The organism is Kitasatospora sp. NPDC034035 (genome assembly GCF_055575755.1).
In genome coordinates, this window is record NZ_JBVISA010000046.1 from 28,674 (window position 1) to 50,019 (window position 21,346).

The 21,346-nt window shown below is 69.4% G+C and carries 15 protein-coding genes and 1 pseudogene; 9 read left to right on the forward strand and 7 right to left on the reverse strand.

What is annotated here, in order from left to right; all coding sequences use genetic code 11:
• Positions 1-428: 428 nt before the first annotated feature.
• The gene (locus ACZ52J_RS38795) at positions 429-2,432 is read right to left on the reverse strand and encodes a MarR family transcriptional regulator (protein ID WP_465625627.1); all 2,004 of its coding nucleotides are present in this window, start codon (positions 2,430-2,432) and stop codon (positions 429-431) included.
• 1,439 nt (positions 2,433-3,871) lie between these two features.
• Between ACZ52J_RS38795 and ACZ52J_RS38800 the strand changes: the two genes are divergently transcribed.
• Together ACZ52J_RS38800 and ACZ52J_RS38805 are read left to right on the forward strand one after the other, a co-directional pair.
• Positions 3,872-4,123 carry a hypothetical protein gene (locus ACZ52J_RS38800; protein ID WP_465625629.1) on the forward strand — a complete coding sequence of 84 codons (252 nt, stop codon included), beginning with the start codon at positions 3,872-3,874 and terminating at the stop codon, positions 4,121-4,123.
• A gap of 57 nt (positions 4,124-4,180) precedes the next feature.
• On the forward strand, positions 4,181-4,912 hold the full coding sequence (locus ACZ52J_RS38805) for a DUF2637 domain-containing protein (RefSeq protein ID WP_465625631.1): 732 nt from the start codon (positions 4,181-4,183) through the stop codon (positions 4,910-4,912).
• A 1,261-nt stretch (positions 4,913-6,173) separates the two neighbouring features.
• Here ACZ52J_RS38805 and ACZ52J_RS38810 read toward each other — a convergent pair.
• A complete protein-coding gene (locus ACZ52J_RS38810; RefSeq protein WP_465625633.1) occupies positions 6,174-6,596 on the reverse strand; it encodes a type I-E CRISPR-associated protein Cas6/Cse3/CasE in 423 nt (140 codons plus the stop codon).
• Positions 6,597-7,528: 932 nt separating this feature from the next.
• Between ACZ52J_RS38810 and ACZ52J_RS38815 the strand changes: the two genes are divergently transcribed.
• On the forward strand, positions 7,529-7,990 hold the full coding sequence (locus ACZ52J_RS38815) for a MarR family transcriptional regulator (protein WP_317620883.1): 462 nt from the start codon (positions 7,529-7,531) through the stop codon (positions 7,988-7,990).
• The gene (locus tag ACZ52J_RS38820) at positions 7,987-8,316 is read left to right on the forward strand and encodes a cyclic nucleotide-binding domain-containing protein (RefSeq protein WP_465625635.1); all 330 of its coding nucleotides are present in this window, start codon (positions 7,987-7,989) and stop codon (positions 8,314-8,316) included. The genes ACZ52J_RS38815 and ACZ52J_RS38820 overlap by 4 nt, the downstream gene beginning before the upstream one ends.
• Positions 8,317-8,622: 306 nt before the next feature.
• Here the strand turns inward: ACZ52J_RS38820 and ACZ52J_RS38825 are convergent, their stop codons facing one another.
• Together ACZ52J_RS38825 and ACZ52J_RS38830 are read right to left on the reverse strand one after the other, a co-directional pair.
• On the reverse strand, positions 8,623-8,814 hold the full coding sequence (locus tag ACZ52J_RS38825) for a hypothetical protein (protein WP_465625637.1): 192 nt from the start codon (positions 8,812-8,814) through the stop codon (positions 8,623-8,625).
• Positions 8,815-9,099: 285 nt separating this feature from the next.
• A pseudogene (locus ACZ52J_RS38830) lies at positions 9,100-9,201 on the reverse strand (IS5/IS1182 family transposase); the annotation flags it as partial.
• A gap of 793 nt (positions 9,202-9,994) precedes the next feature.
• Here ACZ52J_RS38830 and ACZ52J_RS38835 point away from each other — a divergent pair.
• Positions 9,995-11,305: a hypothetical protein gene (locus ACZ52J_RS38835; protein WP_465625639.1), complete on the forward strand. Its 1,311-nt coding sequence runs from the start codon at positions 9,995-9,997 to the stop codon at positions 11,303-11,305.
• 43 nt (positions 11,306-11,348) lie between these two features.
• Here the strand turns inward: ACZ52J_RS38835 and ACZ52J_RS38840 are convergent, their stop codons facing one another.
• Together ACZ52J_RS38840 and ACZ52J_RS38845 are read right to left on the reverse strand one after the other, a co-directional pair.
• Entirely contained in the window at positions 11,349-12,416 is a 1,068-nt protein-coding gene (locus ACZ52J_RS38840; RefSeq protein WP_465625641.1) for a COG1361 family protein, read from the reverse strand.
• Between the two features lie 31 nt (positions 12,417-12,447).
• Positions 12,448-12,996 carry a hypothetical protein gene (locus tag ACZ52J_RS38845; protein WP_465625643.1) on the reverse strand — a complete coding sequence of 183 codons (549 nt, stop codon included), beginning with the start codon at positions 12,994-12,996 and terminating at the stop codon, positions 12,448-12,450.
• A gap of 450 nt (positions 12,997-13,446) precedes the next feature.
• Here ACZ52J_RS38845 and ACZ52J_RS38850 point away from each other — a divergent pair, with 450 nt between their 5' ends.
• The 4 genes from ACZ52J_RS38850 to ACZ52J_RS38865 all read left to right on the forward strand — a co-directional run bounded on the left by ACZ52J_RS38850 (position 13,447) and on the right by ACZ52J_RS38865 (position 18,449).
• Complete coding sequence (locus ACZ52J_RS38850) at positions 13,447-14,571, forward strand: Vgb family protein (RefSeq protein WP_465625645.1); 1,125 nt, start codon at positions 13,447-13,449, stop codon at positions 14,569-14,571.
• A gap of 682 nt (positions 14,572-15,253) precedes the next feature.
• Positions 15,254-16,312, forward strand: a complete 1,059-nt coding sequence (locus ACZ52J_RS38855) for a tyrosine-type recombinase/integrase (protein ID WP_465625647.1) — start codon at positions 15,254-15,256, stop codon at positions 16,310-16,312.
• A 108-nt stretch (positions 16,313-16,420) separates the two neighbouring features.
• Positions 16,421-16,753, forward strand: a complete 333-nt coding sequence (locus ACZ52J_RS38860) for a helix-turn-helix domain-containing protein (protein ID WP_465625649.1) — start codon at positions 16,421-16,423, stop codon at positions 16,751-16,753.
• Positions 16,754-17,117: 364 nt separating this feature from the next.
• Entirely contained in the window at positions 17,118-18,449 is a 1,332-nt protein-coding gene (locus tag ACZ52J_RS38865; RefSeq protein ID WP_465625651.1) for a hypothetical protein, read from the forward strand.
• A 752-nt stretch (positions 18,450-19,201) separates the two neighbouring features.
• Here ACZ52J_RS38865 and ACZ52J_RS38870 read toward each other — a convergent pair.
• Complete coding sequence (locus ACZ52J_RS38870) at positions 19,202-20,113, reverse strand: aminoglycoside phosphotransferase family protein (protein WP_465625653.1); 912 nt, start codon at positions 20,111-20,113, stop codon at positions 19,202-19,204.
• Positions 20,114-21,346: the final 1,233 nt, after the last annotated feature.

Sequence of the window (21,346 nt, forward strand, 5' to 3'; positions counted from 1 at the left end):
GCGAGGAGCTGCGCCGCAGGCGCATCCCCGAGAACGATCTCGCCGTAGGGCCTCTGATCGACGGTGTGATCCCAAAGGCCCGTGCACGTCCGGAAGGAGTGCTTCTGCCGGCTCTTGCGGAGACGACCCTGCGAGCCGACGCGGGCCGGTGCGATGAGAGTCGCACCGGCCCGCGGATCCAATTTCCTCGACCGGGGTACGGCAACGCGCCACTTCAGCGATTAGGCGCAAGCCGGAAGCGCTGGCAGACACCGCAGCTGCTTACCCCCGGAGAGGATGGGTGACCCACCCGGTTCGGATGCACCCAGTTACTCATCGGGCCGAAATAGCCGCAATCCCCCGACCGGTCGATTCACCCGTACGGTCGAGCGCGCCGGAAGTACAAACCGCTTGTGCGACCGGACCGGAAGCCCTTCCGCAGGAAATTTTCATATCCCGGTCCGTCCGCTCGGGAAATTGGACACCATATCCGGAGGCGACTGCCCGTTGATCGCGGAATACCGCGTGCGGGAACCGGCCGGGATCCGACGGCGGCGATCACGGCACCCTGACCGCGGGCTCGATCGGAATGGCAGGAGCCGGACCCGGGGTGAGGATCCCGTCGGGCTGTCCCCGCACCCGCGTCGGCCTCTGGCGCCGGCGGGCAACCGGCAGACCATCGGAGAGGTGGACCCGGCGGGAGGTTCCGCGGTGGCGTCTCGCAGGCCCCGGCCGCGCTGCGCGGCCGTGCCGGTCTTCCCCGCATCGGGTCGGCCGTCCCGCCGCGGAGCGGGATCGGACGCCGCTACGGCTTCCGGGGGCGCGTCACGGGGCCCGGTCCCGTGTCCGGGCACCTGGCCGGGGCTTCCCCGACCGGCGGCCTCCTGACCGGAGGCCCCGGTGGCGCCCCGCCGGTGCCGAGCGGCGTCGGCGGGGCGGGCCGTCGGCAGAGCCTCGCCACCCCGGGCACAGGTCCGCTCCCGCTCGAGCCGGCGAGCAGCAAGCCGCCGGCGAAGGATTGTTCCTTCCGACTCGTCACCCCCTGCCGCCGACCGGTCGGCGGGTCCGCTCGCACCGGGCGCGACCGGCATCGTGAGCGGGTCTGTCGCGGGTGGCGCGTGCGGCGCGTGGCCGACCGGCTCCCACTGTTCCCGAAGCCTGCGACAGGCGGCAGCGGCGGCGGCGGGACCGCAGGAACGGCAGGTTTCCGGATCGTCGGCGTCACGGGCGACCAGGGGCCCGCGGCAGAGCGCGCACTCGGGGCTCCGGACCGGCCCGCTCCCGGTGACCGTCTCGCTCGCCCGGTCGACGACCTTGATCAGCCAGGGCAGCGGGGAGACCACCGAGGACCACGGCACGGCGCCGACCGGCTCCCTGCGGCGCGCGAACTCCCACGCCGACTCAAGGGCTTCGAGGACCACCGCACCGTGGACGTCGGGGGATGTGCCGTAGTCGGCGAATGTTGCGACGATGTGCTGAGCGAGGAGGTCGAGCTGTCGCTCGGTCAGCCGGTCCGCCAGTTGCCTCGGCAGGCGGCTCAGGGCCGACGACGCGGCTTGCCGGCCCCATCGCTTCTGCTCGTCGGTCACCGACCGGATCGTCTTCCGGTCGGTCTGCCGTCTGTCGCGCCCTGCCGGGCCTGCTGCGTCCCCATCGGTTCCCGCCGCGTGGCCTCGCGCGCGGGTGCGCACGGTTGCCGGTTCGCGGGACGGACAACCGCCCACGACCGCAGGCGTGTTCAGCAGGTCATGTTGGGAGGATCGTGTTTCTGCCACCGAATCGGGGGTGGCCAGTGTCACCGAAACGGGGGGATCGGCTGTCACCGAACCGGCGGCCTCCCGGCACGGGTCGAGCGAGTCGCCGTGACGGGAATCCGGTCCGGTGTCGAGGACCCCAACACCGTCGCCCGCGGGCCCGCCCGCGGACCGCGGCGCGGGGACGGGCCCGCTCGGGAGGGACTCCGGCTGCCCGTTCGGTACGCGCAAGGGCACGGGATGGACGACGTATCTGTACGCCCTCCTCTCGCCGACTCGTCGGCTCACCCACCCCTGGGCCAGGAGTTCGGCCACCGCTTCACGGGCCGTTGCCTCCTTCATCCCGCACTCGCGCGCGATCCGCGCGAGGGGAGTCGGTTCGGGGAAGTGCTGCCGCAGGGTGAGCAGGGCATAGACCTTGAACCGGGTACCGGCCAGAGACGCCCGGGCGTACGAGCCGACGCACACGGTCAGCTCGTCGTCGGCAGGCGGACGGACGCGTCGGTTCATGGTTCCGGTGGCAGGATTCCGAGTCGCTCGAACCAGGTCCTTGGCCTTCGCTCTGGCGATCAGACGGTTGACACCGCCCCGTGACAGCCCGAGCTGCCGCCCGATGGTCTCGTCGGCAGCGAAGCAGAATCCCGACTTCCAGCCGTAGTCCTGCACCAGCGTCACGACCCGGATCAGGTCGCCGGTCAAGTCCCTGTCACTGAGCCACACCGCCGGGAACCGGGTGGCGGGCAGGCCGGCCCGCCCAGGGCCCCGGGCCTGCCCGCGGGCAGGCCCGGGGCCCTGGGCCCGCTCCGTGCACGCAGCGCCCGAGTACGGCGGGCTCACGGAGCACCGCCGAAAGCCCGACGCCCGCCCGCTTCGCTGCCCGGCCCGCCCGGCCGCCCGTCGACGCCCGGATCGGTCGACGGGCGATACGCCAGCCGTCCCGAAGGCACCGAGGCGACCCTTTCCCCGGCCGGCTCCATTCGAGCGGTGGTCACTCGCGCTCGAGAGCCCGTTTGGGGAGGTCCTTTGAGGTTTCGCTCATTCAGATGCCCGCGTCCTCCCCAGGGAAGGACGGAACGGCGGATCACGACATGGGCGGGGAGCGGCTGGCAGATTCTGATTCGGTGATGCAAAATGGCAGTGCCTACTTACGGACGTGTGAGAAGGCAACAGCCCGTCAGGACACAGGTTCTCGCCTGATCCCGAGTGTGCGGACGGGCCGAGGCAGCGGTGAAATTCCGTCGTCGACTCAGGCATGTGGTCGGCGACGACGGATACAGGGCGTTCAGACACCGAGGCATGTGATTGGTGCACAGACGGTGAAGGTCCGGTGGTGCGGACCAAGCCGTCTCCATGCTGCTAGGTCACGTCAAAACCTCCCCGCAGGGGGGCACGGTGATTGAAGAGGGTCGAACGAACGAGGAGAAGCGATCACGAGTGGTCGCTTCTGCCTGACGCGGTTTCGAGTCCAGGCGCCCGAGGGGTGATCTGGAACAGCGATGTCGAACCGACTGCACCCCCACAGCCGTCCGGACTCACCGGAGTCCGGACGGCTGATCCACGACTGAACCAAGTCTCGACCAAGAGTACTCCTCCCATCACAGAGTGTGAATACCTCTCGTATACGACTCATCGCAGGGGCCCACTGGGCCCGGCCACAGGCAGTGGTTCGTTCGAGTCGGCAAGAACGGACAGCTCGAACGCCTGGCAGTGGGGTTCGATCGTCCGCCCGGAGCGTTCCGCGTGACGGCGACGGCAGGACGCCGACGGCCATGATGCGGCATCCAGCGGTCCTGTCACCAGTCACCCGATACGGGAAACGTGCAACCGGCCATTTCACGCACGCAATCCGAGCGTCTGTTAATCGGATGACCGAATCGAAGGCGCGCCCCGCTGGGGAGAATTGCAAAGCATCCGGCACCATTCGAGGCCGTCCCGCCGTGAAAGAGGGGAAGCCGAGCGAGCGGACGGGGTCACGCTCGCTTCGACCGTCCCCATCCGAGGCCAGCAGCAAGAACGCCGCACGCTCGGCAAGGAGCTCGGCGGCCTGGGTAAAAGCTCCGAGCGCCGGCAGCCTGAGCATATTTCAGGACACCCGGATGCCGTACATTTCCCGGCGATTAGCCCATCGTTGTCGGGGCATGAGTCCAACAGCAGTCAAGCCGCCTCCTCCTTTGCCGCTGGAGCGGGACCGGATCTGCAGTGCCGGTGACAACTGGCTATTCGTTCCGGACCGGACGAATCCCGCGGGCGACCTGGAAATCGGTTATCTCGTGAAGAACGGCGAACGCGTGGTGCTGACGCATTGCTCGCGCCAGCTGGCCGAACTCTTTCGCATCCTGCGCCGACTCGAGTTCGAGTTCTCGACGCGGCTGCAACGATCAGAGGAATAAACGGGCTGATTGAGAGCGCCGGCCGCGATCCACGATGACGCAAACAGGAGGACTGCTTTGTACGAGTCGACGGACATCGATTTCAGCCCCTACTACACGCCTGGATTCAGCCCCGACGACGGGGTCATACACAACCGCTCCCTCTGGCCGTCCGCCGGGCAGCTGTCCGCCGACCTGTCCTATCCGGTCGTCAACGGCTGGGCCGATCCGGTTGTCAACGGCTGGGCCGATCCGGGGATGCTTCCGCATTCTTCGAACGCGGAAGCGGTCGAGGAGGAGGCCGGCCTGCCGGCCATGGGGTTCCACCCCCAGTTGATCGCCGCCCGCCGGGAGCGTCGCGCCCGCCCAACACGCCGCCGGCCCGACATCCTCGGATCCGTCATCGGATTCCTGACGCTGACGATCGTCACTGCGGTCTGCATCCTCGGTTGGATGATCTCCTACCATCCGCTGCGGGACGTGGCCCTTTCGCAGCTGCCGCGGGGTCTGTCCCAGTACTGGCCGGTCGTCGTCTACGGACCGTGGATGGTCGCCTCCCTCTCCGTTCTGCGTGCCGCGCTGGGAGGGCGCAGGATGGCGAATTCCTGGACGGTCATCCTGGTATTCGCGGGCATCGCCAGCCTCCTGTGCATCATCAACACACCCTGCACGATGCCCGAGGCCGTCGTCGCGGGCCTTCCGCCGGTGACGGCTGTGGTGTCCTTGCAGCAGATGGTGCGCCAGCTGCTCGTCGCCCGACAGGAGTCCCAGGAGGACCGTCGGCAGAAACCCTCGCACCGGGCTCGGTAGCACATGAACAACACAGCGCCTGCATTCTCCGCCCGTCCGTGCGGGAACCCGAAGATTCTCTTTCAGGATCACCGCCGCGCGCATGGCGATGATCGGCAGGAAGCAGCCGCGACCGATCCGGAAATCGCCGGCGTCCCCACCCTCACCGGCAGCCCGACCGCGAGTGATTGACGCGCGCTGGCACTCCCCTTCTCGGCCAGGAGGGGCGCCGCACTGTTCCGGGTCGGCACGCCACCGGATGCGGGCGGCGTCCGGCCGTTGCTTCGGATCGAGCACTGTCCCGGCTGCACCGTTCCCGATTTCGGTCCGGCAGCGACCACGGTTCACATGCCAGGCCCACCGCGCACGCCCTCACATCAACCTACCGCCGATCCACTGCCCACGCGGGACCCCACGATCGCTGCGCCCTCCTTCCTCCCCGCCCACGTTGCTGCCCCCTGGGCAACGGATCGGGCGGGCCGAACCGAGCAGCGCCCATGGCGAGGCGGGTCACATCAGGTTGGCCCAATAGGGTGAATCATCCATCTTTCGGGTGACCTCACGTTTGGCTTGGGTAGCTACGGAGTGCGTGCGACGGGCTGCAGACCGTAGCCGCACCCCGGCGCTGAACTCATACGGCCGGTAACCATGCTCCGACGGAATTGAAAGGAACGAGACTCATGCTCCTCACTCTGCTCGGTAACATCGTGGCCTTCCTCGGCTGGCTGCTCTAGCGGTTGTCGACCCACCCGGCGGCGAGCCGGCCCCGCCCACGCGTTCGGTGACGGGGCCGGACTCACCAAGAGCCTGCCGCGACTCCGAGATGTCCGGCCACTGACGCCATCCCATGCCACACGCCGTCCGGGCCTCCCCAACCGGGGCAAGCCGGCCCTGGTCGCACAACGGCACCGCGACGCAGACGGGGCCGTTGCGCGCCTGCGCGCCCCATGGCGGGGGGGCGATCAAGAGGACATCGACGCCCTACTCGACGGCGTAACCCCGGTATGGCACGCCGCGGCAGATACCGGTCGCGGCTTGCTCGGCGCGCACTTCATCCCCTGACGCGTTGGCACGGAGCGAAATCCGACAGGTCCCGCTGTGCAATGCGGGACCTGTCGCTACCGTTCGCGCTGGTCAGCCCGTCGGCGCCCGGCTACCCCCGCTGCCGCGGAATCCGCCCCCGTAGGCCTTCCCCAACCCCATCCCGGGTTGATCCCCGCTCAGGCGGGAAGCACCACAGCAGCGGGCCGCGAGCCGACCGCGCAGCCCGGCAGCCGCCCTCCTACGCATCCGCCGTCAGCCGTACCAGCAGCAGTCCCGCGCTGTAGGAGCGGGAGCGGCCGACGCCGGTGGCGAGGGCGCCGGTAAAGGCATGAGGATCGGTGACGGCGCCCTTGATCTCGGCGCGGCCGATCTTGGTGCCCTGGTGCTTGGCGGTCAGGCCGAGCTTGGGGAGCATGCGGATCGCCAGGGAGTCCGGGTCAGCGTCGGCGCTGATGCGGCGGATGCCGGCCGGTCCGACGCGGTCGGCGCTGGCGGGCTGGAGCCGGGCGGCGAACCACTCCTTGACGTGGCGGGGGGTGGCGTATCGGCGGGTCGCGTGATCCGCTCGGTAACGGGCATCAGCCGGTCCTGGACCGGGGAGGCCGGGAACCCGGCTTTCGTGATGCGGGCGCCGCCCTCTGTGCAAAGGCCCATCTCTCACTTCCTGCTGGGAGTTGGCTGTGCCGGCGTGCTGCTCGCTCCCGGCGGTGCCTCCCGTCTCCTCCTCTCGAGCACATGCCCGTCCGCGCGTCTTGAGCGGTGGTCACTGAGGGAGCGCAAGTCCCCCTCCCGGGGGCCAGCCCCCGGACCCCCGCTGGGGACCTCGGGTCCCCAGACCCCTTACGCTGCCGCAGTCCGCTCCGTCCTCAGCCGGATGACACCGCCTTGGCGGCGATGTCATCCGGCTTCCGGGCGGTGCTCCCTTGCCCCTGGCCCAAGTGGTTGCTCCAGTCAGTGGTGAATCAACTGACTGGGCTCCCGCCTACCCAAAACGGTCCCGAGTGGCTGCTCAGTGGTTGCTGTAGAGACGAGCCACTGAATGCGCGCCGCCCGAGGGGGAAGCTGACCAGCACATCGCTCAGGTGACCCGGGAGCTGGGAGGCCGTTCGCGGCCGAGCAGCGGTATGCAACGGCGGGTTGCCCCCGGGCTCCTGGTGCGGTTAGCACGCAGCGGCCTGCAGTCGGATGGCCAAGCACCCTGAGAGGTGCTCACGTCGCTGGCGTCGTTCAGTTGCAGAAGAGGCAGAAGAGCGCATTAGGGCGCTGACCTGCGGAAATACCTTCCGAAACCACGATCGCCAGATCTGCTACCCAGATCGAGGGGCTGCCAAGGCTGTCCATAGGACCGTGGTGAAGTGACCACAACCTCGTGGTGACCAGATCAAGAGGTCTGGCTACCACGATCGTACGATCGTGGTTCAGTGCCGAAAAGTACATCTGCGGATGCCCTTGGAGGGAGGCGCGACACGAGGTCGTGAGCGCCCCCTGAAGTTGGCTCAGTGACGTTTCGGTCATGTACTTTTAGGCCATCTGATCCGCTGCGGCCGACCGTGGCAGGGTCCAAGACCTATGCCCGAGGAAGGAGGGGACCACGTGGCTGCCGCCGCACGGCGTCGACGCGCGCCAGCAGACGAGAACGGGGAACTTCTCCCCTTTGCTCCGTTCGCGTTCTACTCCGGACACGCGAACGTCGACAAGGAACGCGTCCGCGCCATCTGCCGCAGCAACAAGTTCACCCCGGGCGAGAAGTTCATGGTCCTCTGGTGGATCGGAACGTCGCCAGAGGGCATGGAGCCCGTGGTGATGACGGGGGCGGACATCGGCAAGGAAGTCGGCATGACGGCGGATGCCATCGGCCGGATCAGCCGCAAGCTCCTCAAACACCGGATCTTGGTCGCGGTGGGTACGTTCGGGAACTCGAAGTTGTACCGGATTACGCCCTACATTGCGTTCCACGGTCCGGGCTACGATCAGCGTGAAGCGGTGAAGCGCTTCAACCCCCCAGACATTCCTGGGTTGGCCCCGAGAATTCGAGAGTGGTGGGAGGACCGATGAGCACTCAGACGGTTGCGCTGCATGGGAGCAGGAGCATGTCGTTCGGGGAGCTGCTGAGGCGAACCCACAATCTGACCGCGAATCAGCGCCTGATGGTCGTGCTCTACAACGATCCGGAGCTCGTCGGCCGGAACGGGGTGATCGAGCAGTCCGCAAAGGACCTGGCGGGCATTCTGGGATGGGCGCCGACCATGTTCTCTCGCATCCGGCAGCAGCTCGTTGATGCGGGATGGCTGGAGCAGTCCGGCGGGCGAGCCCAGGTCAAGTTCTTCCGACTGACGCCGACAGCCCACGGGCAGACGCGAGCGCTTCGGCTCGTGGACTGAACGCTGCAGGAACTGCGAGGGGTTGTTGATCCGCTGCGGATCAACAACCCCTCACGCTTATGAACGTTTCGGCATGGAACCACGACCGACCGATCGTGGCTTCGTGCCGCGGAGTGCAGCAGCCCCGGAACGGCGGGGCGCTTATGAACTTATCGGCAGGGAACCACGACCCACCGATCGTGGTCGTGATGGCCACCTTGGTGCCCAGGCGGGCCTCGGCGATATGTATGTTTCGGCATGGAACCACGACCGACCGATCGTGGCTTCGTGCCGTGGAGTGCAGCAGCCCCGGACCCGGCCTGACGACTACGCCCAGGTGCCAACAACGAAGGACTCGAGGCGGGGGACCTGGAGGGCGACGCGCTCGTCGGCGCGGATGGTGATGACGCCGTTCTCGAAGTTGAGGCCGTTCTCGTTGGAGACGGTGACGGAGTCGGCCTCGTCACCGGGTTGAGCCCACGGCCTGACCGATCCGCCGTCCAGGGCCGGCCCGCCCACAGTCGGCGGGCCGGGCCTCCCTCTTCCCGGAGGCCCCGATGACGCGCGCCACACCCGGCCCGCACCCGCACCCGCTCACCCCGGCCGACCTGCCGCCCGGCACAGCCTGGTGGAGCTCCTGCCCGGACTGCCGCTCCCCGATCCAGGGCGGCCCCGCTCGGACTGCGCGCCCACCGCCCACCGCCCCGACCCCAGTTGTCCACGGCGACCGCGTTGGGTCGGGTGCGGGGCCGGCCGACCGGTCCCGCACCCGCATCTTCTGAGCACGGGGATGAACTGCGGGCTGTCGGCGGCCTGCCCCTCGGTCAGGACGAACACCAGCGGGCGGCACTTCCGGTCGCCGGAGGCATGGATCTTGCTGGTCTGTCCGCCCCTGGAACGTCCGAGCAGGGAGGCCTTCAGCCGGAGCTTGCGCCGACGCCGGATTCGTCGCCGTTCTTCCCGTTCCGGGTCGTCTGAGGTGTCCTGCACGTCTTGTTCTTCCGGGCCTCCCCCCTTTGCCGCGCCTTCTCCGCCTCGTTGGCGGCCTTCTCCAGGGCGGCCGGAGCGTCGGGGTCCAAGTGCATCCCGGCAGCGTCGTGGTGGGCGCGGATAGGATCCGGTCACCCGCGAGGCCGCCCGCGCTGTCCACGCCCGCCTGCTGGCTGTCGTCGGGCAGGCCGCGCCCGGCCGGTAGCAGATCGCGGCAGGCGGCTGCCGGCCTTGTCCCGGCCTCACCGCGAACCACTTCGACCAGGGCAGACGGCTGGGACATTCCTGGTACTACAGGCAGCGGGGCGATCTGCCATGAGTACGCGAAGTCAGGTTGATGGTGGGGTGACGGCGGAGGATCCAGCGGTCCTGGATGCCGAGTTCGAGGCAGGCGCGTGCGACTCCAAGTGATGCAGAAGCCAGACACGCTGAACCGGCATCACTTCGTGCAGGAACCTACGTCCAGAATGGGGCATTTGGTACGTATTAGAGCCATGCTGAGGACGGTGGACGTGATGGGGGACTCGCCGCTGGACGCTCAGGCATTGTTCGGGTGGGCGCTGACCGACGTGTGGACGACGGCCAGGGGTCGGACGGCGCGCCGGTGTGCCGTCCTGGCGTGCCCCGGGTCCTGAGGTTCGGCCGTCCGGTCGCGAGCGAACACAGTCGTACGCGTGGACGGTGCCGTCCGTCACGCGCGGTCTGTGCCATGGTCCTTGTCCTCGCGTCCGCGCTGGCCTGGGTCGTGACCGGTCCGTCCGATGCCGCCCGGGCCGCGACCGCGTGTGCGGCGAGTCTGTGCGTCCTCAACGCGAGTGCCGCGGACGCCCTGTACGTCCACCCCGGCAGCGTCCAGGTCACCGGCAGAATCCTGGTCAACTCGACGAACAGTCAGGCCGCGCTCGTCAGTGGTACCACCTCGGTCATCGCGAACGGGGGTACCATCGGCGGCCCGGCGGCCCCGGCCGGCTTCGCCACCGCGAGCGGCGGCTCGTACAGCCCGGCCCCGGTCAACCAGCCCGCCGGCACCGACCCCTACGCCGCCTTGGCCCAGTGCCCGGCCGCATCGGCCTGTCCTTCGACACCGACCCCGCCGTATCCCTCGGTCAACCACATCTCGGGGAACCAGACGATCAGCCCGGGCGTGTACACCAGCATCTCGTCCCTGTCCGGCACGCTCACCCTCAATCCCGGCACGTACGTCATCACCGGCACCAACGGCATGACGATTTCCGGCGGCAAGCTGATCGGCACGGGGGTGACGATCTACCTCGCCTGCCCCTCCTACCCGACCGCCTGCGCGGCGGCCACCAGTGGTGCGTCCTTCACCAGCCAGAGCGGAGGCAAGACCACGCTCAGCGCACCGACCACGGGGGCCTTCACCGGTCTTTCGATCATCGCCGACCGCAACAACACCGCGGGGGCCCTGGTCACGGGAAACGGCACGTGGATCACCGCCGGCGGTGCGATCTACACAGCCGCGGGGAAGCTGACGGCCACATCCGGAGGCAAGGCCAGCTTCACCCGCGCGGTCGTGGACACCGTCGAGACCAGTGGCAGCAACAGCTCCCAGATCAGCGTCATCCCGACTACGGGCACACTGTCGATCAGCGTGCCGGCCACGGCGGGCCTGGGCGGCGCCGCGCCCGGTGGCACCATCAGCGGTGCCCTCGGCTCGGTGACCGTCTCGGACGGGCGGGGACTGGCCACCAGCACGTGGACGGCGACGGTGTCCGCCACGAACTTCACCACTGGCGGAGCCTCGTCCGCCGAGACGATCACCACCACGAACGTCTCGTACTGGTCCGGACCCGCGACGAACACGAACGGAACCGTGACGGCTACGCCGGGCCAGAGCGACGCCTCGGCAAAACAGTCGCTCAGCAGTTCGAGAACCGGCTTCACCACCACCGGCAACGGGAACAACTCCACGAGCTGGGCCCCCACGGTGGTGATCACGGTCCCCGCCGCCGCGGCAGTCGGCACCTACACCGGCACCGTGACCCACTCCGTCGCCTGATATCGCCCTCCCCGTCCGATGAACCCATTCGGGCCTGTCGGGTTCAGCTCGCCCGCCTGCGGCGAACCATCCAGCCGCAGGCGGCCAGGAGGCAGACGGCCGACACGGCCGCGGCCATGCCCGGCGTCATCGCGAGGGAGTCCGCCGTGTCCGGTGTGACCGACGCCTCGGCTTGGGAGCCGCCGGGAAAGGTGATGGTGGCCGTGGCGGTGTGTTGGACCAGACCGCTGGCCAGTGTGAGGTGGACCTTCCACGGTCCGTTGGGAAGCTGCCTGTCCAGGGGGACGGTCACAGGCTCGGTCTGGTCGATGCCGAGGGTGGTGCCGAGGTTCACCGCGTAGGGACCGGCGCTGAGGGATCCCGGCCCGTCGGTCATCGACATCGATCCGGTCAGGTCGAGGGCACGCTTGCCGGTGTTGTGGACCTTGGCCACCAACTTCGGTGTGCCGTCGGGCGCGCGCCCGGGAGTCAGCCCCTCGATCCGGAAGTCGGACGGCGGCTCGCCTCCGGGACCGACGTCGAGGTAGAACCGCACTCCCACGCGGTTGACCAGGCGGACGTTCCCGGCCGGGCCGGCATGGCCCGCGACCTGCGCCCAGAGGACGGCGTACCGTTCGCCGGCGGACGCGTTCGACGGCACCCGGACGCTGATGCGGACCACGGCCGTGCCGTGTGCCGGGACGTCGCGCACTGCGGTGGACGGCGGCGTGGACGGCGGCGTGGACGGCCGAGTGCCCGATGTGCCGCAGTCCGTCGTCTTGCTGGACACATCCGCGTCCGAGACACAGTCGTCCACCGAGACCCAGGTCGTGAGCTCGTTCGGGGTGCGATCGGCATCGACGGTGAAGGTGCCGCTGGTGACGGCGGCGGAGCCCGCGTAGAGATCGACGTGCTGGGCGACGTCGGAGGTGTTCGTCACCAGCAGCCGACGGTGGATGACGCTGCCGGGCGCGAGGTGGTCCACGACGTACGTGAGTGCGCGCGGGTCGGCCTCACGGTCCCGGGGCGCGTCGAGCAACTTGAGGCCGATGCTCCCCTCGACGGTGGGAGGCGGCGTCTGGCCCTGGCCCTCGGCTGCGGCGGTGCTCGCGCCGCAGACCAACGCGAGCACCGCTACGGTCGCACACCACAGGCCGGCTGGGCTACGCGATCGAATGTGTCACCGTCCCGGTGTAGGTGCCGTTCACCGCAGCGGCGGGGATCGCGACGACGAGCGTGGGGTTCCATGTCGCGGAGTTGTTGCCGGTGCCCGCGGTGAGGCTGTAGGTAGTGCGGCTGACGTTGAGGCTCTGGGCCTGGGCCGACGTGGCCTGGCCGGGCGTGAAGACGCCCACCCCGGTGGTGGAGCTCGCGGTCCCCGACCAGTAGGAGACCGAGCTGGCCGGGACCGTCTCCGGAGCCGTGCCAGCGCCCGTCGTGAAGCTGGTGGAGATCGCGGACGCGGTCCAGGCGGCCGTGAGCAGAGCTCGGGAGTCGGTGACCGTGACATTGCCCAGTTGTCCGCTGACGGAGTTTCCGGGCAGTCCGCTCCCCAGACCCACCGGACCGGCGGGGACCGAGATCGCTAACGAACCACCCGAGACAGAGAACGTGACCGCCGTGTCTCCGGGCGCGGCACTGGCCACTCCGGCGGTGGTGACAACCATCGCGGCTGCGGCGGCTACGGCGGCTACGGAATATCGGATACGCATGGGCTCTCCTTCGTCGTCCAAGCCCGGAACAGCAACCGTCCCGGGTATCGCCCCGGTGACGACCCATAGTGATATCCGTATACGCACGGAAGCTAAACGCAATTACTCCATCTGGTCGAACGCGACCATGGAGGAGAGCCCGGCCAGGTCAGGCCGGGAAACGAACGCACCATCGGCAGATAGTAAGGATTTGCGAAATGCAGTCGGATGATACGTGCATCAATGGATCCTGAAGAGGAAGTCCGTGACTTCCGCCTCATCGTTTGTTTTTGACGCTCGTTCAGTGGGGAGTGTACGTCCGAAGCGCGACCGCGAAAGCGATGTCGCCCTGAGCCGCGTGTCGCGGTACCGGACGACTGCCTCGCCTCTCTCCTCTACAGGCCCGACGCCGGTGACGTGTGTGTCGTACCGGCGCTCCGGCCCTCGCCACGTTCTCCGGGAAGGTGTCTCATGTCTCGCCATCCTGGCCGCCTCCGGCGGCTTTGTCGTGCGCTCGTCGTCCTGGCCCTGACGGCCGCTGTCGGAGCTCCCGGCACCGTCGCCTTCGGCCAGTCCCTGCACCACCACCCCGGATCCCGCCTGCGCCCGTGGGTGAAGTCCTGTGTCCAGCACCGGGGGCCGGCGGGGCTCGTGGGCTGCCTCGCGAGCAAGCACCCCCAGGCGGGGGGATCGCAGCCCCGCCTGCTGACCTCCACCATCAGCGAACTGGCGACACCCACCGCCAATTCGGCCCCGGTCGGCATCACCGCAGGGCCGGACAGCGCCCTGTGGTTCACCGAGAACTCCGCCGACGCGATCGGGCGCGTCACCACGGGCGGCACGTTCACCGAGTACTCGGTGCCCACCACCAACGCGGGCCCGGCCGGGATCGTCACCGGGCCGGACGGCGCTCTGTGGTTCACCGAGTCGAACGTCGACAAGATCGGCCGGATCACCACCGGGGGCACCTTCACCGAGTACGCGCTCCCGACCTCCGGCGCCTACCCGTGGGGCATCACCGTCGGCTCGGACGGCGCCCTGTGGTTCGCGGAGCCGGGCGCCAACAACATCGGCCAGATCACCACCGGCGGCACGGTCACCGAGTACGCGGTCCCGACCTACGGCGCCTACCCGCTGAGCATCACGGCCGGGTCGGACGGCGCCCTGTGGTTCACCGAAGTGCTGTCCGGAAGCATCGGCCAGATCACCACCGGCGGCACGGTCACCGAGTACGCGGTCCCCTCACTGGCCTCACTGCCCATCGGCATCACCGGAGGACCGGACGGCAACCTCTGGTTCACGGACGCCGGAGCGGCGCAGATCGGACAGGTCACCACGGCGGGTGTGTTCACCGCCTACAACCTCACGGATGCCCTCTTCCCGTTCCCGTGGGGCATCACCACCGGGCCGAACGGCAACCTGTGGTTCACCGAGAACGCCAGCAACGACATCGGCCAGATCACGACGTCGGGGACGATCTCCGAGGTGTCGATCCCGACCTCCGGCTCGAACCCGTTGGAGATCGCCACCGGATCCGACGGCAACCTCTGGTTCACCGAGAACTCCGCGAGCCAGATCGGGGTTGTGACTCCCTGACAGGACCGCCGGGGTGAACAGTCACCCAGCCTGGCCACCCCGCCTCCCGCCATCTCGACGGGAGGCGGGGTGGCCAGGCAGTCCGCCGGGTCGGCGTCGATCGGACCGGTGCAAGCGCCGGGTGGCGCCCGTCCCGTGGCCATCCGCGTGCTGCTCGGACAGGTACAACTCCCGGTCCAGCAGCACCCGGTGGCCATACTGCTGTACACACGTCAAGTCCACTCCGGTCGCTGTCTGTCTGGTGGCACGCGGGGTGGTTCCGTGCGGGCCTGAAGGGCGGGAGGGGCGTGCGCATCGGATGAGCCGGCCTGTTCGGTCCCCGCCCAGTGGCCGAGGGCGGCCCAGGGGACGGGCGGTGGGGGTATTCGCTGTATCACCTTCCGTACCCGTCCCACTATTCGCGCGGCGTGCCGCGAACTGTTCCGCGCGCTCGGCCTGCCCGGCGATCCGCCCGCGCGGCCGATCGAGTTCGACGCCGTCCTCAAGGACGCCCTGGCCCGCGGCTTCCACGTGCTGGTCTGCGACGAGGCGCAGTGGATGTCCAGTGACCAGTGTGGGACGCGGGGTCGGTTCGCCGGTGGCGTTGCGTTTCCTTCGGCCGCTCGTTGATCCGTCTGGTGGTGCCAGTAGCTTTCAGGTGCTGCCTGAATGAGCGTCCACGAGGGGCAGGAGCTGGAAACCGGTGGTGGGGCGTCATCTGTGTCTGATCAACGGCGGCGTCGTGGATCCGGGTACCGGCCCGCTGGCCGACGCGGATCCGTGGGCATTCCAGGACACGTGTGCCCTGGCGTTCCGGGCAACGTGGGTGGTACGCGGGTTCGCGCCGTCGACGATCCGTTCCTCCACCTCGCTCCTCGCGCGGGTGATGGCCCGCTTCGACCGGCCGGTGTGGGAGATCGGTCCCGAGGACGTCGATGCGATGGTCAGGCACCTGACCACCCAGGGGCGGGCCCCCGGGACCCGCCGGTTGTATGTGCAGGCGCTGCGCTCCTTTCTGGAATTCCTGCGCGAGCGCCACCAGACGGACATCTATGCGCGGTTCGGGATCCGGGTGGGCAGCCCGGTGGACCGGTTCAACCGCGCCCGGCACACCGCAGACGGCTCACCCTCGGTGGGGGTCCCGCCCACGGTCGAGCGTGTGGCCGCGTTCTTCGCCTTCGCCCGTGACCGGGTCGCCTGTGCCGCGGACTACCGCGCCGCGGCCAGGGACTACGCGCTGCTGCGCACCCTGTACATGGCGGCGCTGCGCGTCGGCGAGGTGGTGCGTCTGGAGTGCTGTGATGTCCACCCGGGGCAGGGACCGTCGGGCAGGTTGCACGTGCGGTTCGGGAAGGCCGCGAACACCTCCGGCCCGCGTCCGAGGTGGACGCCGATGTTGGACGGACTCGACCAGGTTCTCGCCTGGTACCTGGCGGATGTGCGGCCGCTGTTCCCCGACACCCGCGTCCTGTTCCCGGACCCCAGCGGCGCGCCGCTGAAGCCGGAGGCGGTCCGCGACCGCCTGGCCCGTCTCCTCGACTTCGAGGACCGGCCGGTGGGGGAGCGGTTCACCCCGCACATGCTGCGCCGGGCGTGCGCGACGCACCAGTACGAGCGGGGGATGGACCTGATCGCGGTGCAGCACCTCCTGGGTCACCGGCACATCGCCTCCACGATGGCCTACGTCAAGCCCTCCGCCCGTTTCGTCGAGGACGCCTGGCAGCGCGCCACCGACGCTGCCGTCGCGGACCTGGCCGGCTGACCAGATGGAGGAACCCCGATGACCAACCCCGCCACCCCTTCCCCGGATAGGCCACGTTCCGCGGACACTCCCACTGAACCGCCTCCCGGTGTCCGCTGGAGGCTGCGGATGGCGGCCGCCGAGCGGGGCGTGTGGACCGCCACCCAACTGCGCTGCCTGCTCGCCGAACTCGCCCACCTGGAGCTGTCGGCAGCGTCGGTGTCCGCACTGTTCACGAAGCAGCCGGCGCAGGTGAAGCTGTCCACCCTGACCGCGCTGTGCACCGCCCTCGACTGCGCACCCGGCGACCTCCTCACCTTCCCAGGCACCGAGCCGCCCGGCCCGCTTCCGCCGCCCCTGGAACGAACCACGCTGGTTGCGCCCGCGCTGCCCACCGAACCACGCTGCTCCGCACAGACGTGGCCAGCAGGAACACCGCACCGTTCTCTCCCGCCCCTGTGAACCACCCCCCGACCTGGCCGCCCTTCACCGCCCCGGCCGGTGGCTTGCCCTCTCACGGGCCGTCGGCCACAGCCCGCCCAATCCGAGGCTTCTGCCGCTCTGACACCGACCGTCCGAGGCCACCCAGACCTCCCTGACAGAGCACCCGCATCAGGAGGTGTAATCCATGCCCGCCCGTGTTCCCGGCGCGGTACAGGGCCACTGCCCCGGCTGCTACGTCGTGCGATGGCTGCGTCCGGACAGCGGCCGCTGCGCCTGGTGCTCCAGGACCTGCCCGGGCTGCACAGGGACACGGCGCGCAAGCGCCGAGCGCTGCGCCGCGTGTGAGCGCCGCGCCGCCCAAGGCCCGGGACGGGGTCCGTGCGTGCGCTGCGGCCGGCGCCGGATCCTGGACGCCGCCTCCCAGCACTGCCGCCCCTGCCGCACCCGCGACCCCGGCACCGCCGCGCCACCACCTTCGTGCGAGGCCTGCGGACGGCCCGGCCAGTGGATCAAGGGCTTGTGCAAGGTCTGCTACCAGCGTTCGGCCTGGACCGTGACCGCCCGCGCTCAGGGCTGGGCCCGCCGCCTCCCCGACACCCCGCCGTGGTGGCAGGACCTCGGCGACCATCTCGCCACCCACCGCAACCCCGTATACGCCGGCGACGTCATCGCCCGCACCGCCCGACTCCTCCAACACACCCCGGCCCCCACCCCCGTTGTGCTCCTCGCCCGCGCACACGACCACGACCCCCAAATCGCCCAAGCCCTCACCGACTTCTTCACCACCCACGGCCACCTCCCACCCACCCCCGAAACCGACACCGAGGACCTGCGCGCCGCAGCCCGCCGCCAGCGCCGCCTCGACGCCACCCCCGCCCCGCTGCGCCCCGCTGCCCGGGCCTTCGTCGACCACCTCCTGGCCCAGCGCGCCCACGCCATCAAGCACGGCCTGCGCCCCAAGCAGCTTCGGACCATCGAGGTACGCATGACCACCGTCCGCGACTTCGCCCTGCATGTGCACGGCCAGGGCACCACCACCTGGGCGAGCGTCGGTACCCACGAGGTGGAGGCGTTCCTGGCCCGTAACCCGTGCCGCCGTGCCGCGTGGCTTGCCGGACTGCGCCAGTTCTTCGCCCACGCCCGCCGCGCCGGTCTGATCCTCCACGACCCCACGGCACCACTGGACGCCCCGCAGCACCGCGGGTTCCGCGGCCCTATCCTCACCCTCGACCATCAGCGCGCCCTCTACCAGCGATGGACCACCAACCCGGACACCTGCCCCCACGAAGCCCTCATCGGCCTTGCCGCCCTCCTCCACGCCGCCACCACCACCGAACTGCGCCACCTGACCGACGCCGCCGTGGACACCGTCCACCGCACGCTGCACTTCCCCGGCCGCCCGGCACCCACCCCACTCGACACCGCGACCTGGCACGCCCTTCAGCGCTGCCTGGACCACCGCGCCCGCACCGGATCGGCCAATCCCCACATCCTCACCACCCGCCTCACCGCCACCACCCGCGCCCCCGCCGGCGCCGCCCACATCCGCGACAGCCTCACCCCCGTCGGCCTGCTCCCGCGCATCCTGCGCTCCACCCGTCTGCTGACCCTCGCCAACCAACTCGACATCGAACTGCTGACCGCGGCACTCGGCATGTCCTACTCCGGCGTCATCCCCTACCTGAACCCCGCCCACCCGCTCCACGGCTCGTAACCCCACGCTGGCCGCATCGCCTGCGCACCGGCCAAGCCCCACACCCCGCACACAGGGGCCGCCAGGCCCCGGCATCCTCCTGCTGCGCCATCCACCGCCGAGAGCGTGGCAAGGCGGCGAGGGCACGCCGGGCGGCCCGCATTGGCGTCTATGTGCCGAGCGCTACCAGCATGCACGCCCGTGACCTGATCCACCGCGAGACGCCAAAATGGCCTTGATCGCCGATTTGGCTAGACCATTTTGCCCAGCCGCCACGCGGGACCAGGCAGGCGGCAGCCTCCGCCAGGTAGTTACTGTCAGTGCACACCGCCTCGCCGAGACCCAACTAGAGCCCCGCCCCCACCACCGAACCGGCCGGAACGCCAGAAAAGGCCAACCAAGAGAATTTATGGAAAAGGAGCGGGATCCATTCACGGTAATCATCTGAATCCGCATCAGAAGACCCTAGGGTGAAGTGCCGATGTTCGCTTTGAAGGATCCTTGCTGTGCTCGGTCCGGATTTGGTCTGGCCCCGCTGCGCCCCGGCATCGGGCGGCGTGCTGTGGCCGTGACGGGCAGGCACCTCGCGCGTGTCATCGAGTGGCGCCTGGGCGCGTGGCCGCTGTCCTCGCCATCGTCCTGGTCGCCGTCGCGCTGTGCTCTGGCTGGGTTCCGCTGGCCGTGGTGTGGGCCGCTGCCCCGGCCGTCCGGTCGCTTGGGTCGCTTGGGCGTAATCGCGTGGACCCACCGGGTCCACGCGCCCCTACGCCCCCTCAGCCTCGATCAGTGAGGATCTCCGAGAGCACGCGTCGCGCGTCACGGGCGTCGGCGCCGTCCTGGCCCAGGCTGTTGGCGCACGAGACGAGCGTCTTCCACAGTGCCCAGCCGCGTCCGCGCGCCCAGGTCGCATCGTCGACGCGCAGCCGTTTCCGGAACACGTCGCGGCCGTCGGCCGAGAGCAGGGTCCACGCGATCGCGAGGTCGCAAGCGGGGTCCCCCACGCCACACGTACCGAAGTCGATGACGGCGGCGAGCTGTCCGTCCTCAAGGAGGAGGTTTCCCTTGGCAAGGTCGCCATGGAACCAGACGTCGGTCCCGTCCCACTGCGCTTCGAGCGCCTGAGTCCACACCTCGTGTGCCGGCGCGACGTCGATGTGGCCGCGCAGCTCGTCCAGCGCACCGAGCGCCTGCGTCTCGTAGGTCCGCAGCGTCGCTCCACGGAACCAGTTGTGCTTGCCGGGTTGTGGCCCTTGCGAGGCATCGATGCGCTGCAACGCGGCGACGAAGTCGGCCAGGTCCTCGGCGAAGCGGATCGGATCGGCGACTGACTCGAATGTCGCGGGTGTGCCGTCGATCCACCGATAGACCGACCACGCGAACGGGTAGGTCGCACCAGGACTTCCCTTCGCCAGCGGCACCGGGATCGGTAGGGGGAGAGCGGGTGCCAGCTCGGGTAGCCAACGGTGCTCCTTGTCCACGGCCAGGGCGTACTCCTGCGCGCTGGGCAGGCGCAGCAACATGTTGTCGCCCAAGCGGAAGGTCCGGTTGTCCCAGCCGCCGTTCTCCACAGCCGTCACAGGTAACGCGGCCCATTGTGGGAACTGTTCGGCCACGAGCCGCCCTGCCTGTTCGGCACTGACGGCGACCCGCTGGGGAATGGGCCCAAGATCTGGAACATCGTTCAACAGGTACCCCCTTGTCCAGGCTCTAGTGTGAGCAGACAGACATTGCTCCACACGAGTAAAACCCACCCGATGCTGCCTCGGGAGACCCCTCGGCGGTCAGGCTGCGCCTGGCCCCGCTCGGCCTGTGCTGCGCCACCTCGGCGCGCCCGCGTCGCCCCGGCCGTACCCGCGCCGCGGGTCTGGCCGGCACCTGCCCGGGGCGCCGCAGGCGCCGCCGGGACGACCTCGGTGCCGGGGCCGCCAGGCCCCGCACCGAATACTGGCCCGCCCTTTTCCGGCGGCGCGTAGGCGACACCACCGTCCCTTTCGAGGGGCCGTCAGGCCCCGACCACTGCGAAGGCCCGCTCTGTTTTCCGGTGCTGTTCTGGTTGTTCTCGTCGTGTTGGGCCGCAGGGTTCGAGAGGGCGCCGTGATGGTAATTTTGGCCGGTAGGAGCGGGTAGCGGTTTGGTGGTTGTTGTGACATTAGGCGGCGAGATTCAGAGTGCTTGGCGGTGGGTTTATGACCGGAGTTCCAGGGACGGCCGGTGGTGTACTTCTGGCCTCTTCTCCGTTTGTCTGCGCGGTGACATCAGGGGCCGGGGGTCGGTGACATTCCATGCGTTTCAGCGGCCCGCGCTGCGCCCAGTGCTGCCCCCTGTCCGGGGCTTTTTGACGGGGTGGGGTGTGACGGTTCGGTGGCTGTTTTCCGGGGAGTTCTCAGGCCGGATTCCGGGGGTGGTGCGGGGGCCGGGTCGGTGCCAGCTCTTGCATCTTCGGTGCCCCAGTCCCCCGCCTCGCCCCGGCACGGGGCGCCAGGCCTGGGGATGGCTGCCCGGGGCAGCCCCGGCACGGGGCTGCCGGAGGGCCTGGCGGTGGAGGACCCGCCAGGGGCCCTCCGGTCCCCGGTTGAGACGCTGCAACGGGGATTTACGCCATATCGTCAACGGGTGCTCGGCCGGGTACCCCCCTCCCCGTCGGGGGAGGCCTTGTACCGGAAATTCGCGTCACATCGTCAACGCCGCCCGACCGTAGGGAGGGGAGGGGTGCTACAGGAATTTTGCGTCACATCGTCAACGGTGGGGATGGCCCCGGGGGAGGGGCCTTGTACCCGAAATTCTCGTCATATCGTCAACGCGCCCCGGGGCCCGGGCCGCAGGCCCCCTCAGTTGCTGCCCCGTCAGGGGCCAAAGCCTGCCCGTGAATTCGCCGCAGGCGAATGGCCCAAGCCACCCGCCCGGCGCAGCCGGGCCCC

Coding starts and splice junctions, on each gene's coding strand:
- ACZ52J_RS38845 (WP_465625643.1), bottom strand. CDS start 12,996: ATGCGTATCCGATATTCCGTAGCCGCCGTAGCCGCCGCAGCCGCGATG.
- ACZ52J_RS38800 (WP_465625629.1), top strand. CDS start 3,872: ATGAGTCCAACAGCAGTCAAGCCGCCTCCTCCTTTGCCGCTGGAGCGG.
- ACZ52J_RS38850 (WP_465625645.1), top strand. CDS start 13,447: ATGTCTCGCCATCCTGGCCGCCTCCGGCGGCTTTGTCGTGCGCTCGTC.
- ACZ52J_RS38860 (WP_465625649.1), top strand. CDS start 16,421: ATGGCGGCCGCCGAGCGGGGCGTGTGGACCGCCACCCAACTGCGCTGC.
- ACZ52J_RS38820 (WP_465625635.1), top strand. CDS start 7,987: ATGAGCACTCAGACGGTTGCGCTGCATGGGAGCAGGAGCATGTCGTTC.
- ACZ52J_RS38835 (WP_465625639.1), top strand. CDS start 9,995: ATGGTCCTTGTCCTCGCGTCCGCGCTGGCCTGGGTCGTGACCGGTCCG.